The 14,688-nt window shown below is 56.9% G+C and carries 10 protein-coding genes; 8 read left to right on the top strand and 2 right to left on the bottom strand.

Features of this window, described 5'->3' with window-relative positions:
- The first annotated feature begins 46 nt into the window (after positions 1-46).
- From DXY38_RS05680 to DXY38_RS05670, 3 genes are all read left to right on the top strand, one after another.
- Entirely contained in the window at positions 47-598 is a 552-nt protein-coding gene (locus tag DXY38_RS05680; RefSeq protein WP_115070814.1) for a cyclic nucleotide-binding domain-containing protein, read from the top strand.
- Positions 598-2,460: a CHASE2 domain-containing protein gene (locus tag DXY38_RS05675; protein ID WP_115070813.1), complete on the top strand. Its 1,863-nt coding sequence runs from the start codon at positions 598-600 to the stop codon at positions 2,458-2,460. The genes DXY38_RS05680 and DXY38_RS05675 overlap by 1 nt, the downstream gene beginning before the upstream one ends.
- A 133-nt stretch (positions 2,461-2,593) precedes the next feature.
- Entirely contained in the window at positions 2,594-4,444 is a 1,851-nt protein-coding gene (locus DXY38_RS05670; RefSeq protein WP_244279022.1) for a hypothetical protein, read from the top strand.
- A gap of 131 nt (positions 4,445-4,575) precedes the next feature.
- On the opposite strand, the gene alaS is transcribed toward DXY38_RS05670, so the two are convergent.
- Positions 4,576-7,260 carry an alanine--tRNA ligase gene (gene alaS / locus DXY38_RS05660; RefSeq protein ID WP_115070917.1) on the bottom strand — a complete coding sequence of 895 codons (2,685 nt, stop codon included), beginning with the start codon at positions 7,258-7,260 and terminating at the stop codon, positions 4,576-4,578.
- Between the two features lie 34 nt (positions 7,261-7,294).
- Between alaS and DXY38_RS05655 the strand changes: the two genes are divergently transcribed.
- Genes DXY38_RS05655 through DXY38_RS05640 form a run of 4 tightly spaced genes read left to right on the top strand, consistent with a single transcriptional unit; the run spans position 7,295 to position 12,290 of the window.
- Complete coding sequence (locus DXY38_RS05655; protein ID WP_115070812.1) at positions 7,295-7,711, top strand: hypothetical protein; 417 nt, start codon at positions 7,295-7,297, stop codon at positions 7,709-7,711.
- Entirely contained in the window at positions 7,708-10,902 is a 3,195-nt protein-coding gene (locus DXY38_RS05650) for a DEAD/DEAH box helicase (RefSeq protein ID WP_115070811.1), read from the top strand. The genes DXY38_RS05655 and DXY38_RS05650 overlap by 4 nt, the downstream gene beginning before the upstream one ends.
- Positions 10,899-11,792, top strand: a complete 894-nt coding sequence (locus tag DXY38_RS05645; protein ID WP_115070810.1) for an SWIM zinc finger family protein — start codon at positions 10,899-10,901, stop codon at positions 11,790-11,792. Before DXY38_RS05650 ends, DXY38_RS05645 begins: the two co-directional genes overlap by 4 nt.
- A gap of 3 nt (positions 11,793-11,795) precedes the next feature.
- The gene (locus DXY38_RS05640; RefSeq protein ID WP_115070809.1) at positions 11,796-12,290 is read left to right on the top strand and encodes an MEKHLA domain-containing protein; all 495 of its coding nucleotides are present in this window, start codon (positions 11,796-11,798) and stop codon (positions 12,288-12,290) included.
- Positions 12,291-12,347: 57 nt separating this feature from the next.
- Here the strand turns inward: DXY38_RS05640 and DXY38_RS05635 are convergent, their stop codons facing one another.
- Entirely contained in the window at positions 12,348-13,661 is a 1,314-nt protein-coding gene (locus DXY38_RS05635; protein WP_115070808.1) for an NRAMP family divalent metal transporter, read from the bottom strand.
- Positions 13,662-14,031: 370 nt separating this feature from the next.
- On the opposite strand from DXY38_RS05635, the gene DXY38_RS05630 reads away from it, so the two are divergent.
- Positions 14,032-14,496 carry an Hsp20/alpha crystallin family protein gene (locus DXY38_RS05630; RefSeq protein WP_115070807.1) on the top strand — a complete coding sequence of 155 codons (465 nt, stop codon included), beginning with the start codon at positions 14,032-14,034 and terminating at the stop codon, positions 14,494-14,496.
- Positions 14,497-14,688 lie beyond the last annotated feature (192 nt).

The following is a 14,688-nucleotide window of genomic DNA, read 5'->3' as shown; positions in this document are numbered from 1 at the left end:
ACGGCCAACGCCGCTATAGCAGGAGAGGCCATTTGGTTACACCACCATGCTGGGCGTCCATCAGCGACTGAGCCAGTTGCTGGTCACTCATCTCAAAGAACTGGATGCCGAATCTCTGGTTTACGACAGCGGAGATGTCGTGATTGAAGAGCACGAGAATGCAAACGAAATCCTGCTTGTGCTCAGCGGAGAGCTAAGCGTTGAGATCAGCTCTCAACGCGAATTAGCCCGGATCAAGCCAGGTGAAATTGTCGGAGAGATGGGTCTATTCGGCAACAATCGATATTGCGCAACGGTGCGAGTGCACAGCGGCCCCGCAGAAATCATCCGTGTCAATTCCGATGCCTTGCTTCGCTTGGCCCTATTCGATGCAGACCTTGCCTTGGAGATCCTCGCGCTAAGCAGCACTCGCTGCAAACAAGGGAATCAACTGAACATGCTGCTACTGGACTCAATCCAGGCTCTCAACGAAGGCAACGAATCTCAACTCCAGAAATGCCTCACCCAACTAGAAACTCAAGCCGGTGGCTTTCAGGCCGCTGCTCAGCAGTTGGCAAGCATCAATAGGCGCCTGATCGATCCCAGCGCGACGAAGTAATGAACAAGTTTGGTTGGCTTAAAAGTCATAGCGCCATCCTGCTCTTTAGCGGATTCATTGCGCTTGCAGGCTCATTCGGACAACAAGAGCTGCGCCAGGGAGAACTGTGGTTTGCCGACTGGGCCCAAGAAATCACCGGTCCAAGAACTGTGCCCAAAAAGCTGATCATCGTGGCAATTGATGATTTCAGCCTGCAACAGGCTGCCAACGCCGACCTCAGTGATCTCAACGAACTTCAACAATTGCGTCAATGGCCATGGCCGCGTAGCACCCATGCACTGGTGCTGAGTCGCCTGATCGCAGCCGGAGCAAAGGTCATTGGTTTCGACTTGCTCTTTGATACCCCCAGCAGCCATGGCAAAGAAGACGATGCCACCTTCGCTGCCAGCCTTCGACGCCACGCAAATCAAGTGGTGTTAGGTGTGCAAGCACTGAGCAGTCAAGGGCCTGTTGCCGGGTTGTCCTTGCTGGATCTCACCCCTTCCCTAAGGAATGCGCACCCATCGATCAAACGCGGGCTTCTCAACGGCCGTCCAGATCGCGATGGCGTCCTTAGGAGAACGCCTGGAACCACGAGCATGGATTTGCGACAAAAGCTTGGTCCAGCAGTCCCACTTGGTATGGCATCAGCCCTTCTCAATACACCCCCAGAAACCCAAAACAAAGGGATTTCACTGCTAGCCCCCTATGGACCACCACGCACCATCCCTACCTTTTCAATCTGGGAACTGCTGGAACCCAAGGCATACGCCGCACTCAAGCAATCAGGAACGTTCCAAGACGCAATCGTTTTAATAGGCCCCACTGCAGCTGTGTTCCAAGACCTACATCGAAGCGTCTTCTCTGGCGCCATGGGAATGCCGGGGGTCGAGATTCATGCCACTGAAGTAGCCAATCGACTTGAAGGTCGCATCCTCCAATTCTTTCCACCCATCCCCGGTTGGAACTTGATCTTGGCCGCCCTCGCTTGTGGCCTGGGACTTGCCCTTAGTGGCATGGAACGCCCGTTACAAAGACTGGGCGTTGCAGCTATTGCAGCAGTTGGAACCTTGTTCGTGGGGGTAGTACTCGTCACCAAAGCCTGGTTGGTCCTCCCTATCGCAAGCATCGCTGTGGCCATTCTCGCCACAGGCATCATCTCCAGCGCCGATGCCACTGTGAAGCTGCAATGGCAGCGCCGACGTCTACGCAACACCTTGGGGCGCTACCTGTCTCCCGCAGTTGCAGCAGAAATCGCAGACAAGCCCAACAACGCCGAAGGTTTATTGCAAAGTCGGCTTGTGGATGTTGTCGTGCTGATGAGCGACATCCGTGGCTTCACAGCATTTACGCAATCCATGACCGCGAAAGGCGAAGTGCACAAACTCGTGGACAGACTCAATGCCTATTTCAGTGAGGTTGTTGAAGCAGTCCACACGCAGCAAGGCACTGTCGACAAATTCATCGGCGATGCCACGCTCGCCGTTTTTGGAGCTCCCGTACAACGCAGTGGAGCCATAAATGCAGAAGCAGGAATCAAAACCGCCATTGCTATTCAAGAACGTCTCGAAGCTTTAAATCAGGCCTGGATTTCGGAGGGTCAAGAGCCCTGGGCCCAGGTGATCGTTCTTAGCTATGGATGGGTCGTCAGTGGCAACATCGGAAGCAACAGCCGAATGGATTACACGGTCATCGGTGATGCAGTGAATACAGCAAGCCGACTCGAACAAATCGCGAAGCAATGCAAACGCACGATCGTGATGAGCGAAGCAGTAGCAGAACTGATCGGTGATCAATGGCCTCTTGATGATCTCGGTGAATTTCCGATCAGAGGGCAGAAACCACAAAGGGTGTTCGCCCTACAAACCGCCACTCCGCAGTAACAGTTCAGCCTTTATCACTCCTATGTGATGTCCAGTGAAATAGGCGTAGATGAAATTGAGACAAAGCCTGCTGGGTGTGCTGGCAATCTCTTCATTGACGGTGCCCGCTATTGCTGCACCATTTCAATCCGCCATGATCAGGCGAATCGTTGACGGGAAGGAGGTATTCATTGATAAGAAGCAAGCGAGTATTAAGCAAACAGCTGATAGCGGTCAAGAACTAAGTACTGGCAACAGCCGTGCTGAGCTTTTGTTTGATCGCCGTGCCCTGGGATTTCTAGGAAACAACAGCTTGATCAAGCTTGGCGAGGAGTGTTTCCGCCTCGACCAAGGCCAAGTTCTGATTAATGGACCGCAAAGTGCTTGCCTTGGCAGCAAGGTGCTGGGTATCCGTGGAACGACATACGTATTAAACGCTCTCAATGAAGGGGGATACCGCCTTTCAGTCTTAAGCGGCGCAGCCAGCATCTCCGAAGAAGGAAACACAGCGTCAGATCAAATAGAGCCCAATATTCTCGAGCAATATCCACGCCTCAACCCTGTTATCGGCTTTGGCTCGAGCGCATGGGGAAGCAATGCAGGCGGCAACACGCTCGGACAAGCCGCGGGGCTCATCCTGGGTGATGCATCATTTTTCATCCCGCTCAGCCAGAGAGAGGGCAGCAAACTTTTCTACAATTACTCAACAGCCAGTAGCAATTTCGACAGCTCATGGGGAGCAAGTACTGAGTTTGGCTACAAGTGGTTTGATCCCAATAACCGCAGCATCAGCTCATTACTAGTTGGTTATGACGGCTGGGAAACTCCAGGGTGTTTCCACTCACAATTAGCCGTTGGCGGCCAATGGCAAAAAGGCCGATGGCAATTTGGAGCCACGGGTGGAATTCCCGTAGACAGCTGCGATAACAATCTTGGATTTGCCATCGGCCAGATCGGAATCCCTGTGATGGATCTCGGTCAACAGTCAGTGCTGCTGTCCTTATCTCCCTACGTGATGCATGGCATCGGCAACACCTACGGCGGGGGAAGGGTCGGACTCAACGTCCCGGTAGGAGAAAACGTAAGCCTCTCGGCCTATGGGCAGTACGACGAACTACTCGACACCGTGATTGGCGGACAGGTCAGCTACCGATTCGGTACCAACGGAGGGTTCATCAACGATCCAAATCTCCAGAGACAGGCACATGCCACCCCTGTCCCATGGCAGACGAGTGAATTCAACAGCGGACGTCCTGTGCAATTGGCCGTAGGGGGTGATATGTCCGTGCTCGGTCAATCCATTTCTGCACCCGCCAATGCACCATCAAATCAGCTGACACAAGCCAAATCAGGCATCGAGATCCAAGCAGGAGAAGAAGCTGTATTGGATGCTAATGGGGGTCTCATCAGCCGCAATGTGATGTCACAAGAGCGATTTTCACAACTCGTTCAGGACACTATGGGAGGACAGATCCTTCTCCCAGAAAGCCACGTCATCAGCCTCGTTTATCAACAACTTTATGGATTACCCAATCAAGAACTTCTTTCCATTCTCGGATCTGATTGGCTCATTGCATCACGGCAACCCTACCCTCGCCTGAGGGGGGCTAACAACCTAGTTGTTCCTGACAACAAGTTACCCAAAAAAGAAGAGGAAGAAGTTGTTGTAGAGGAAGAGGAAGAAGAGGAAGAAGAAGAGAAAACGGAAGAGAAAGATGAACAAACAGAACCTGAACCTGAGCCAGAACCTGAGCCAGAACCTGAACCTGAGCCTGAACCTGAACCTGAACCTGAGCCTGAGCCTGAGCCTGAGCCCATCGTTCTGAATTACGTGTGCAGATCCTTCAGTGGAAACCCAGCCATGGCTTATTACACCGGAGGTTTTATGGGCGGATCTCTGTCACAAGCAGTACGCTTCCAAACGACATCAAGAGCTTCGGCAACATGTAGTGGGCGAGGAGCCGGATCAGACGGAATGGAGGCCACAACTCCCGATTTCATTTGATCAATTAAGAGCTAAAACCACAAACTTAAGGCCATCTATTAGGCAACATTTGGCTTGACATTCCATTATCCTGACTCTGAAGAAATACTTATCGGTATCGGCCTGAAACTCATAATATTTTTAACCCTATTTCAATCATCAAGGCAAGAAATGAGCTTCTCATTGGCCGCCTCAAGCGCCGCATTGAGAGCAGAACCATCGCGTCCACCGGCCTGAGCAAGATTCGGGCGACCTCCGCCGCCGCCACCACAAATTTTGGCAATCGAGCCAATGAATTTCCCCGCCTGCTGACCACTCGCGATGACGGCTTTGCCAAAAGCTGCCACCAAAATCACTTTTCCTTGGTCGCTCGGGTCAGGCAAACCTCCCAGCACAACAGCAGAGGCATCGCCCAACTGGTCGAGCAATCCCAAAGCGGCACCTTGCAATCCATCACCATCCACACCATCAAGGCGAGCCACCAACAGCTGATAGTCACCAACCGCTACAGCTTGGGTAGCCATGGCCGCTGACTTCGCGACAGCTAATTCAGCCCGGGCCGCAGTCAACGCCTTTTGGCTGCTCTTCAGCTCCTCCTGCAATGCCGACACGCGCTCAACGATCTCGCCGGGTTGTGCCTTAAAGCGATCACCAAGCTGCTTCACCACGGCCTCACGCTCATTGAGATAGGCCAGCACGGAAGCACCCGCCAACGCTTCAATTCTGCGGATCCCAGCCGCAACACCACTCTCACTCACGATCTTGAACAAACCAATCTCGGCCGTGTTGCTCACGTGTGTGCCACCACAAAGCTCCATCGACACGCCCGGAACATCAACCACGCGAACCACATCGGCATACTTCTCGCCGAACATCGCCACGGCACCAGCCGCCTTCGCTTGATCAATGGCCATCTCATTGACTTCAAGACCGTGAGCATCGCTGATCCAGCCATTGATCAAGGTCTCGATCTGCTCAAGTTCGCCAGGTTTCACGGCCCTTGAGCAGTGGAAATCAAAGCGCAGTCGCTCAAAATCAACGAGCGATCCTGCCTGCCCTATTCCCGGATCCACCACCTGCTTCAAGGCTGCTTGCAGCAGATGTGTCGCCGTGTGATTCGCCTGGGCGCGACGGCGACAGGCGCGATCCACTTGACCATGCACCAGATCACCCACTTCGAGGCGGCCACGCTGAACCCTGCCGCTGTGGACGAACACCCCACGGTTACGGCTAACGCCCTCAATCACGACAATCAAGCCGTTGCCATCCCGGCCATCACTCACCAAAAGGCCGCGATCACCCACCTGACCACCGCCTTCTCCATAAAAAGGGGTGCGGTCCAACACCACCTGCACCGCATCACCATCCGAGGCGGCTGTAGCGGCTTCGCCATTAACCAATAAGGCCTGCACGCTGCTGTTGGTCGGCGTTAGCAGTTCATATCCCTCAAATGCTGTGGCATTGAGATCAGCTGCCACTTGATCGATCGCATCCTGGAGCGTGAGATCGATACTGACCGCCGCGGCCTTCGCCCGCTGACGCTGTTGCTCCATCGCCTGCTCGAATCCAGCCAGGTCAACATCGAGGCCTTGCTCTTCAGCAATTTCCTGGGTGAGCTCCAGAGGGAAGCCATAGGTGTCGTAGAGCTCAAATGCTTGGGCACCACTGATCTGTTTGGGCTTGCTCTCCAGAACATCTGCCAACAACTTCTCCCCACGCTCCAGGGTTTCCAAAAAGCGCGACTCCTCCCTCTGAAGCTCGGCCAAGATCACCCCCTGGCGCTCAAGCACCGAGGGGTGGGCGTCCTGGAGAAGGGCGATCGAAGCTTCTCCCATCGTGACAAGAAAAGGCTTGTGAATGCCCAGCAAACGGCCGTGCCGCACCACCCGGCGCAAGAGACGGCGCAAGATATAGCCGCGGCCGAGGTTGCTCGCCGTAACGCCATCACAAATCAGCTGCGTGATCGCCCGGCTGTGATCTCCGATCACCTTGAGCGACGTTTTTCCCTTGTCGTCGATCTGGTGGTAGTCGACCCCAGCCAGATCGGCCGCAGCCTGGATCAACGGAAAGATCAGATCGGTTTCGTAGTTATTGGGCACCTTCTGCAGAATCTGAGCCATCCGCTCCAGGCCCAGACCGGTGTCGATGTTCCTGTTCGCAAGCGGCGTGAGGGTGCCCTCAGCGTCGCGGTTGTATTGCATGAACACCAAGTTGTAGAACTCGATGAAGCGGTCGTCGTCCTCGAGATCGATTCCTTCGTCACCAAGTTCGGGCTTGAAGTCGTAATAGATCTCCGAGCAAGGGCCACAGGGCCCGGTCGGGCCAGAGGCCCAAAAGTTGTCGGCTTCATCCATGCGGATGATCCGCTTGGGGTTCACCCCCACCACATCGCGCCAAATCTGTTCCGCCTCATCGTCTTCACGGAAGACACTCACCACCAAATGCTTCGGATCGATACCAAAGACATCCGTACTCAGCTCCCAGGCCCACTCAATCGCCTGCTGCTTGAAGTAATCGCCAAACGAAAAGTTGCCGAGCATCTCAAAAAACGTGTGATGCCGCGCCGTACGGCCCACGTTCTCAATGTCGTTGGTGCGAATGCACTTTTGGCTACTGGTGGCTCGCGGAGCTGGTCGCTTCTGCTGCCCAAGGAAGACCGGCTTAAACGGCAACATCCCCGCAATGGTGAGCAACACCGTTGGATCCTCAGGAATCAAGGAGGCACTTGCCATCACCTTGTGGCCCCGCGCCTCGTAGAAGCTCAGGAATGCCGCCCGAATCTCAGCACCAGTGCGGGGGGTGGCAGCAGCGGATCGCGACGAACGTGCAACAGCCATGGCGGATTCCGCGTAAACAGCAGATAGAACGGTCATGATCGCCCCTGAGCCGCCGCGCCCCGTCGTCGCACCGTCTCCTTCCACCGACAGCCGCGATCGACTGCGCCGCCTCTCCCTGGGCTGGGCCTGCCTTGCTGGGCTAACGGCCGGGCTTTTTAGCCTTCCATTTGGACTTGAAATGGCCGTGCGATCCGGTGGCTGCGGATTGTTTTATGGCCTTCTGGCCTTCCACCTAGAACGCGTTGACTCCAACGACTCCCACTTACGGGCCGGGCTCGTTGGAGCCGTCTGTGGGTTACGAAGCCTGGGAATGTCGTTACCTTCCCCCTTGGCAGGGGCCGATGCCCTGGCAATATTGGCATTGGATCTCCTCATTGGGTGGTTGCCGTTGGTCGGCAGCGCACTCGTGCTTTACGGAACCCAACGCATGTTTTCTGCGTCGCGGCCATGAGCCTGCTGCACGCCACCTGGCTTCCGGCCATTCGTACTCCTAGCAGCTCTGGACGAGCTGCCCTTTTGGTGTGGGCTGACACCTGGCGCGTTGCCGAGCCTGCTGGCCCAACGACGACCCCTGCGCTTCATCCCTTCACCCTCAGCCCAGACGATCTCCGTGCCTTGCTGACGGAACGGGATCTCTTGCCCGACGGCATCATTGATGCCACGGCATGCCTCACCCTGCCGAGCCGCAGCGTGAAGCCCCGAAAGAAGCGCGGAACAGAGACCAGCAGCACTGAAGAACCGGGCTGGACAGGCCTCCCCTTGCAAGCTGGAGAACCCATCCCCAAACAAACAGAGTGGTGGCCTTGGCAGGTGCAGGGCCTGGCGATTGAGCCGATGGCCGCCACCGCCTGGCTCTCCAGTCTTCCTCTTTCCGGACGACATCCGGATCTGGCTGATGAGTTGCGCTGGTGGAGTCACATGCAGCGTTGGTCCCTCAGCCTCGTCGCCCGCAGCCGCTGGCTGCCGCAGGTGGAGCTGAGCAAGGGCGAGGGCTATCCCCATCGCGCCCGCTGGGTGCCACTCCTGAACCGGGAAGAAGACCGGCGCCGTCTTGAGGACCTGGCCTCAGGACTCCCTCTCGTTGCCACCTGTGCCTTGCCTTGGCGAGAACCAACCGGCAAACGCAGCAACCGAATCACCAGGCTCAGACCAGAAGCCATGCGCGCCGCGAATCCAGTGGCTTGCTGCCGGCCGCGCAGCGGACGACTCCGGGTTGCCACGCTGTTGGCCGACCTGATGGACGCGCAACTGCGCAAGGGCTTCACCCCTGACCATGACGGATTGGATCCCCTGCTCCGCGCCTGGGAGGAGGCCTTGAGCTCAGAGACGGGGGTGATTCAACTCAATGATGAGGAGACTGAACGCTTAGCCACCGCCAGCAATCATTGGCGTGAAGGGGTGGCTGGAAATGTGGCAGCAGCCCGTGCCTGCTTGGAACTGGCAACACCAGCGGACGATGAGGAGCTCTGGCCACTGCGCTTCTTTCTGCAAGCGGAAGCTGACCCAACCCTCAAGCTGCCCGCGGGGGCGGCCTGGGCGGCAGGCCCCAGCGGTCTCCAGCTTGGGGAAGTCAAGGTGGATCACCCCAGCGAAGTCTTGCTCGAGGGCATGGGCCGAGCGCTGACCGTGTTCCAGCCCATTGAGCGCGGATTGGATAGCGCCACACCAGAGAGCATGCAGCTCACACCCGCTGAAGCGTTTGTTTTGGTGCGCACAGCAGCCAGGCAACTGCGGGATGTGGGTGTTGGCGTTGACCTACCACCAAGCCTCTCGGGAGGGTTGGCCAGCCGGCTTGGCCTCGCCATCCAGGCAGAGCTCTCGGAGCGCTCGCGAGGCTTCACGCTCGGTGAAAATCTCGACTGGAGTTGGGAGCTGATGATCGGCGGGGTGACGCTGACCTTGCGCGAGCTTGAGCGACTGGCGGGAAAGCGCAGCCCTCTGGTGCGTCACAAAGGGGCTTGGATCGAACTACGCCCCAATGACCTCAAAAATGCTGAGCGCTTCTGCGCCGCCAATCCAGACCTAAGCCTCGACGACGCGCTTCGGCTCACAGCCACCGAAGGCGACACGATGATGCGCCTGCCGGTGCATCAATTTGATGCCGGTCCGCGGCTACAAGCCGTGCTGGAGCAATACCACCAGCAAAAAGCGCCAGACCCCCTCCCCGCCCCCGAAGGATTTTCAGGTCAACTCAGGCCCTACCAAGAGCGAGGGCTCGGCTGGCTTGCCTTCCTGCATCGTTTCGACCAAGGCGCCTGCTTGGCCGATGACATGGGCCTCGGCAAAACCATCCAACTGCTGGCCTTTCTGCAACACCTCAAGGCAGAAAACGAACTCAAGCGATCGGTGCTTTTGATTGCACCCACATCCGTGCTCACCAACTGGAAGCGGGAGGCAACAGCGTTCACACCTGAGCTCAAGGTGCATGAGCACTACGGTCCAAAACGCCCCAGCACCCCAGCAGCCCTGAAGAAGGCACTGAAGGATGTCGATCTCGTGCTCACCAGCTACGGCCTGTTGCAACGCGACAGCGAACTGCTGGAAAGCCACGATTGGCAGGGTCTAGTGATCGATGAAGCGCAGGCGATTAAGAACCCTTCCGCGAAACAAAGCCAAGCCGCCCGTGACCTGGCCCGTCCGAAAAAGAACAGCCGCTTCCGGATCGCTCTCACCGGTACACCTGTCGAAAACCGGGTCAGTGAGCTCTGGGCCCTGATGGACTTTCTCAACCCACGGGTGCTGGGAGAAGAGGAATTCTTCCGACATCGCTACCGCATGCCGATTGAGCGTTATGGAGACCTGTCATCGCTGCGCGACCTCAAAGCCCGGGTGGGACCGTTCATCCTCAGACGCCTGAAAACCGACAAAGCGATCATCTCGGATCTGCCCGAGAAGGTGGAATTGAGCGAATGGGTGGGTCTGAGCAAAGAGCAGAAGTCGCTGTATGCGAAAACCGTTGAAGACACCTTGGATGCCATTGCCCGCGCCCCTCGCGGCAAACGTCATGGTCAGGTGTTGGGGCTGCTCACCAAGCTCAAGCAGATCTGTAACCACCCGGCCCTTGCCCTCAAGGAACAGGGCGCCAGCGAGGATTTCCTCAAGCGGTCGGTGAAGCTCCAGCGCCTCGAAGAAATTCTTGACGAGGTGGTTGAAGCAGGGGATCGAGCCTTGCTGTTTACCCAGTTCGCGGAATGGGGCAAGTTGCTCCAGGATTATTTGCAGCGACGCTGGCGCAGTGAAGTGCCCTTCCTCAGCGGCAGCACCAGCAAAACGGAACGGCAAGCCATGGTTGATCGCTTCCAAGAGGATCCGCGCGGGCCGCAGCTTTTCCTGCTGTCACTCAAAGCTGGCGGCGTCGGCCTCAACCTCACGCGCGCCAGCCACGTCTTTCACATCGACCGCTGGTGGAACCCCGCCGTTGAAAATCAAGCCACAGACCGGGCGTATCGCATCGGACAAACGAACCGGGTGATGGTGCATAAGTTCATTACCAGCGGCTCCGTCGAAGAGAAAATTGACCGAATGATCCGCGAGAAATCAAGGCTGGCTGAAGACATCATTGGCTCCGGCGAAGACTGGCTTGGAGGCCTTGAGATGGGACAACTCAAAGAGCTCGTGAGCCTGGAGGACACCTCAACATGAGCATCACCCCACCAGGCGGCATCAACACATCGATGAGTGACGACGGTCTCTCCCAGCAACCCTGGTGGGTTGAGCAATGGATGGAGCTGATCAATTCCTACCGCTTCAAGAAGCGCTTGGAACGGGCTTGGGCCTACGCCCGTGAAGGGCATGTGACCTCCATTCGTTTTGAAGGCAGGCGGGTGCATGCCCGCGTTCAGGGCACCGACGAAGATCCCTACAAGGTGAAGCTCTGGCTCGACGTTCTCAAAGATGAGGATTGGCGCTATGTGCTCGAAGCGCTCACGATGAAAGCCCGCTGGTCCGCTCAACTCTTGGCCGGGATCATGCCAGCCGACATCGAACGGGCCTTTGCTGCCAGTGGTCGGCGTCTGTTCCCCTTCAAGCTTCAGGAAGTGCGGAGCGAATGCAGCTGCCCTGATAAAGCCAACCCTTGTAAACACATCAGCGCCGTTTATTTCTTGATGGGTGAACGGTTCAGCGAAGATCCGTTTGTGTTGTTTCAGCTGCGTGGTCGCACGCGAGCCAAGCTGCTGGAAGACCTGGCCGCCCATCGCCTTCAGGCACTCCAAACGATTGCTGAGAGCACCAACAACGCAGAAGAAGAACCGCTTGCGCTCGACGCGAGCAGCAGCGAACTCAATCCTCCCCATCCTGCGGTTCTGGATCCAACGCTCTGGTGGCGCTACGACGCTGGCCTCGACGGAGACCTGGTGGTGATCACCCCGGCCATGGAAGGGGACACGGGACTGGACGCGGCGGGAGAACTGCCTCTGGCAGAAGAGCCCCGCTTCCCGGAGGCCCGCCCCCGTTTCTTGCAGCACCTGCGCGACCAGGGCCAAGCCATGGCGCAACAGGCCATGTTGGAGGCGATGGCAGCGGGGAAATAGGCCATGACGGGCATGATTCCAAGCACCAGCGCTCCCTGGTTGAGACCCGAGACCCAGGCGTTAAGCCAGCGCTTGCTGATCTCCTATCAACGGGCTTTTGCGCAACATCTCCTGGTGTGTGATCAGGACGTCCAGTTCCAGCGCACAGCAGCGCAAGAGCTGTTCGCGAGTCCCATGGCCGTCCTAGCCCATGACCACAGGGCTGACCCGTTGCTGACCTATGCCAACAGCACAGCTCTGCGGCTCTGGGGGCACCGTTGGCAGACCATGGTGGGCATGCCCTCCCGGCTGACGGCTGAAGAGAGTGCGCGACGCGAGCGTGCAAGCGCCCTTCAGCAAGCCCATCAACGCGCTGGCTTCAGAGGCTATTGCGGGATCCGAATCAATTATGAGGGCCGGCGTTTCATGATTCAAAACGCTCAGATTTGGCCCCTATGGGATGACAACAATGACGTCTGCGGTCAGGCCGCTGCTTTTTCCAGCTGGTGGTGGCTTTAACCACTGAAATGCTCAGACTGAAATGAGCAGGCTGAAGTGAGCAGGGTGACTACTTGTTCAGGCACCCCAACCAAACGCCGACCAACCGATAAACAGCAAGCTGAAGCCTGTCAAAAAGGCCAATCCAAACCAAGTGAGCCCTTTCATGGCGGGACCATCGCGGTGCTCCACAGCCACCAAGTCACTGTTCATCGTGTCCATCGCCATCCAGGCAAACAAGGGAGCTGTCAAAAAGCTTCCGGTCATCGCACCGAAGACGAAATCTTTCACTCCAATCCCCCCACTGAAGGCAAACAGCAAGGCCACCAAAGCAGCGAAGAGATGCAGCACCAGCCACACAGACAGCCGACGCTGCTGAGGAGCCGAGGCCAAATCGCCGCGATCGGACCCCTGCAGCAACCCTTGGATCGCTGAAATACTGCGCGGGTACGCATCCAAACAGGTGAGCGTGGTACTAAACATCGCTGCAAAGGCTGCCGGCACAATCACCCAAGCAGCCCAGCCACCCATCGCTTCGGTGTAGAGACGAATGAGGTTCTGAGCAAAAGACACCCCACTACCGGCGAACATTCCCTCACCGGTGCCATACATCGTGTAGGCCCCCAAAATCACAAAGAAGACGGCCGTCACCACCGTGACCGCATAGCCAAGGTTGAAATCAAATTCAGCCTCCTTCAAAGACGCCGAATGCTGGCTGTCTTGAGCGCGGGAGAACATCCACAACGACGGCCAAACACACATCTCCACCGGACCAGGCATCCAACCCATCAAGGGGATCAGAAAGGCCAGGTTTGCGGCTGTCCAGGGAGACGGAATCGTGCCCACCCAGGTGGCTGCCACATCCCCAACAGAACCGCGCAACAACAGGGTTGCCGCGGCCACGCCGGAAAGAATGGTCAACAGAACAACCAGAACTTTCGAAAGACGATCCAGCGCCCGGTAATGCCCCAGCAAAAGGATCAAGCCACTTACAGCCAGCACGGCGATGGCCAAGCCGAACGTATTGAAATTCGCCAAAAGCGGCACATTGGTCAGCAAGAGCCCAGCCACAAAGCTGACTGCCGCAATCGTGAGCGTTCCTGTCACCAAACTGACCAGGAGATACAGCGGAAGATAGAAGCGATTACGGCGCTGAAACCCCTCCAACAACGTCAATCCAGTCACCGCGGTAAAGCGCGTGCCCACGCGCAGGAATGGATACTTCACCAAATTGGTGAGCAGGATCAGGCCCAACAACGCGAAGCCAAACCGAGCTCCAGCCGTCGTCGACGACATCAAGTGAGACCCGCCAATACAAGCCCCCGCCATCAAAATCCCCGGCCCCAAACTCCGCCTAAGACCGGCTGCCGAACGGGAGGCGGAGGTAGCCATACAAAGACGCGTGGTTGGTGGCCATCCTCCTACCAAGCCCCACGCCATCGACCGTCCTGTTGATCGCTCGATGATCAAGCAAGCCGGAAAGCCTCCCTTGTTTCATCAACAAGGCCTCAATGTTCTTTTTTGGCGATAGGAATTCAGGAGTTCACACGCAAGATCCTTCCTTGTTCAGAAAGAGGCGGTTGGATCCAGGTCCATCAGAGTTCGGCTCTCACGACTTCTCAGTAGCAGCAACCGAACCTGGTGGTCTAGGCCGTACCAAAACGGACGGTTCTTACGCTCCCAGCTGAGATCAATTCAGCGCAGATTGGCGTTGCGGGAAACACAAACTTCCTGAAATTCACAGCCAATTTGAGATTTACCCATGATCACCCTTCGCACATCACCCTTCGATTTACTGGATCGCCTTGAGCAGCAAGTTTCACAAGCTGAGCGCGTTCCTGCCGCCGAAGTCATCGAAACCAACGCCAGTTACACCGTGCGGCTGGAACTACCAGGCGTCGACCGTGAGTCCATTGATGTCAAAGCCACGGATCGTTCGCTGGTGATCAGCGCTGAACGACCACCAACCATTCCGGCGGCAGCCAACCCAACCCCTGCAGAAGCAAACGCTGAAGCAAATGCAGACGCAAACGCAAACGCAGATGCAGAAGCAGACGCGCAGCAATTGCTGAGTGAGTTCCGAACCGGAACATGGAGTCGCAGTTTTCGTTTCGCCAAGCCGCTCGATCGCGACCAATTAGAAGCCTCCTATCGCGACGGCATTCTTGAGATCAGGGCCGCAAAAAGCGACAACCGCACCACCGTGTCGGTGAAGGTGGAAAGCTGAAACACCCTGGTAACCACCAGGTGAAGACCACGCGTTCAACGGAAAAGAGGTACAGGGCTCCTCGCCAAGGCGGGGGGCCTTTTTTGCAGACCACTGGCAGACCACTGACAGACAAAAAATCAGACGAAACAGAGGGAAAAGAACTGCTCGATAAGATCCATGGCTGTGCCGTCGCTGAATCGACGGGCTCCC

The organism is Synechococcus sp. UW179B, from assembly GCF_900474245.1.
GTDB lineage: Bacteria > Cyanobacteriota > Cyanobacteriia > PCC-6307 > Cyanobiaceae > Synechococcus_C.
This window is presented reverse-complemented; position numbering and strand designations above follow the sequence as displayed.

Excerpts from the sequence above, each read along its gene's own strand:
- DXY38_RS05645 (WP_115070810.1), top strand. The coding sequence starts at position 10,899 with ATGAGCATCACCCCACCAGGCGGCATCAACACATCGATGAGTGACGAC.
- DXY38_RS05670 (WP_244279022.1), top strand. The coding sequence starts at position 2,594 with ATGATCAGGCGAATCGTTGACGGGAAGGAGGTATTCATTGATAAGAAG.
- DXY38_RS05640 (WP_115070809.1), top strand. The coding sequence starts at position 11,796 with ATGACGGGCATGATTCCAAGCACCAGCGCTCCCTGGTTGAGACCCGAG.
- DXY38_RS05630 (WP_115070807.1), top strand. The coding sequence starts at position 14,032 with ATGATCACCCTTCGCACATCACCCTTCGATTTACTGGATCGCCTTGAG.
- DXY38_RS05655 (WP_115070812.1), top strand. The coding sequence starts at position 7,295 with ATGATCGCCCCTGAGCCGCCGCGCCCCGTCGTCGCACCGTCTCCTTCC.
- alaS (WP_115070917.1), bottom strand. The coding sequence starts at position 7,260 with ATGGCTGTTGCACGTTCGTCGCGATCCGCTGCTGCCACCCCCCGCACT.
- DXY38_RS05680 (WP_115070814.1), top strand. The coding sequence starts at position 47 with ATGCTGGGCGTCCATCAGCGACTGAGCCAGTTGCTGGTCACTCATCTC.
- DXY38_RS05635 (WP_115070808.1), bottom strand. The coding sequence starts at position 13,661 with ATGGCTACCTCCGCCTCCCGTTCGGCAGCCGGTCTTAGGCGGAGTTTG.
- DXY38_RS05675 (WP_115070813.1), top strand. The coding sequence starts at position 598 with ATGAACAAGTTTGGTTGGCTTAAAAGTCATAGCGCCATCCTGCTCTTT.
- DXY38_RS05650 (WP_115070811.1), top strand. The coding sequence starts at position 7,708 with ATGAGCCTGCTGCACGCCACCTGGCTTCCGGCCATTCGTACTCCTAGC.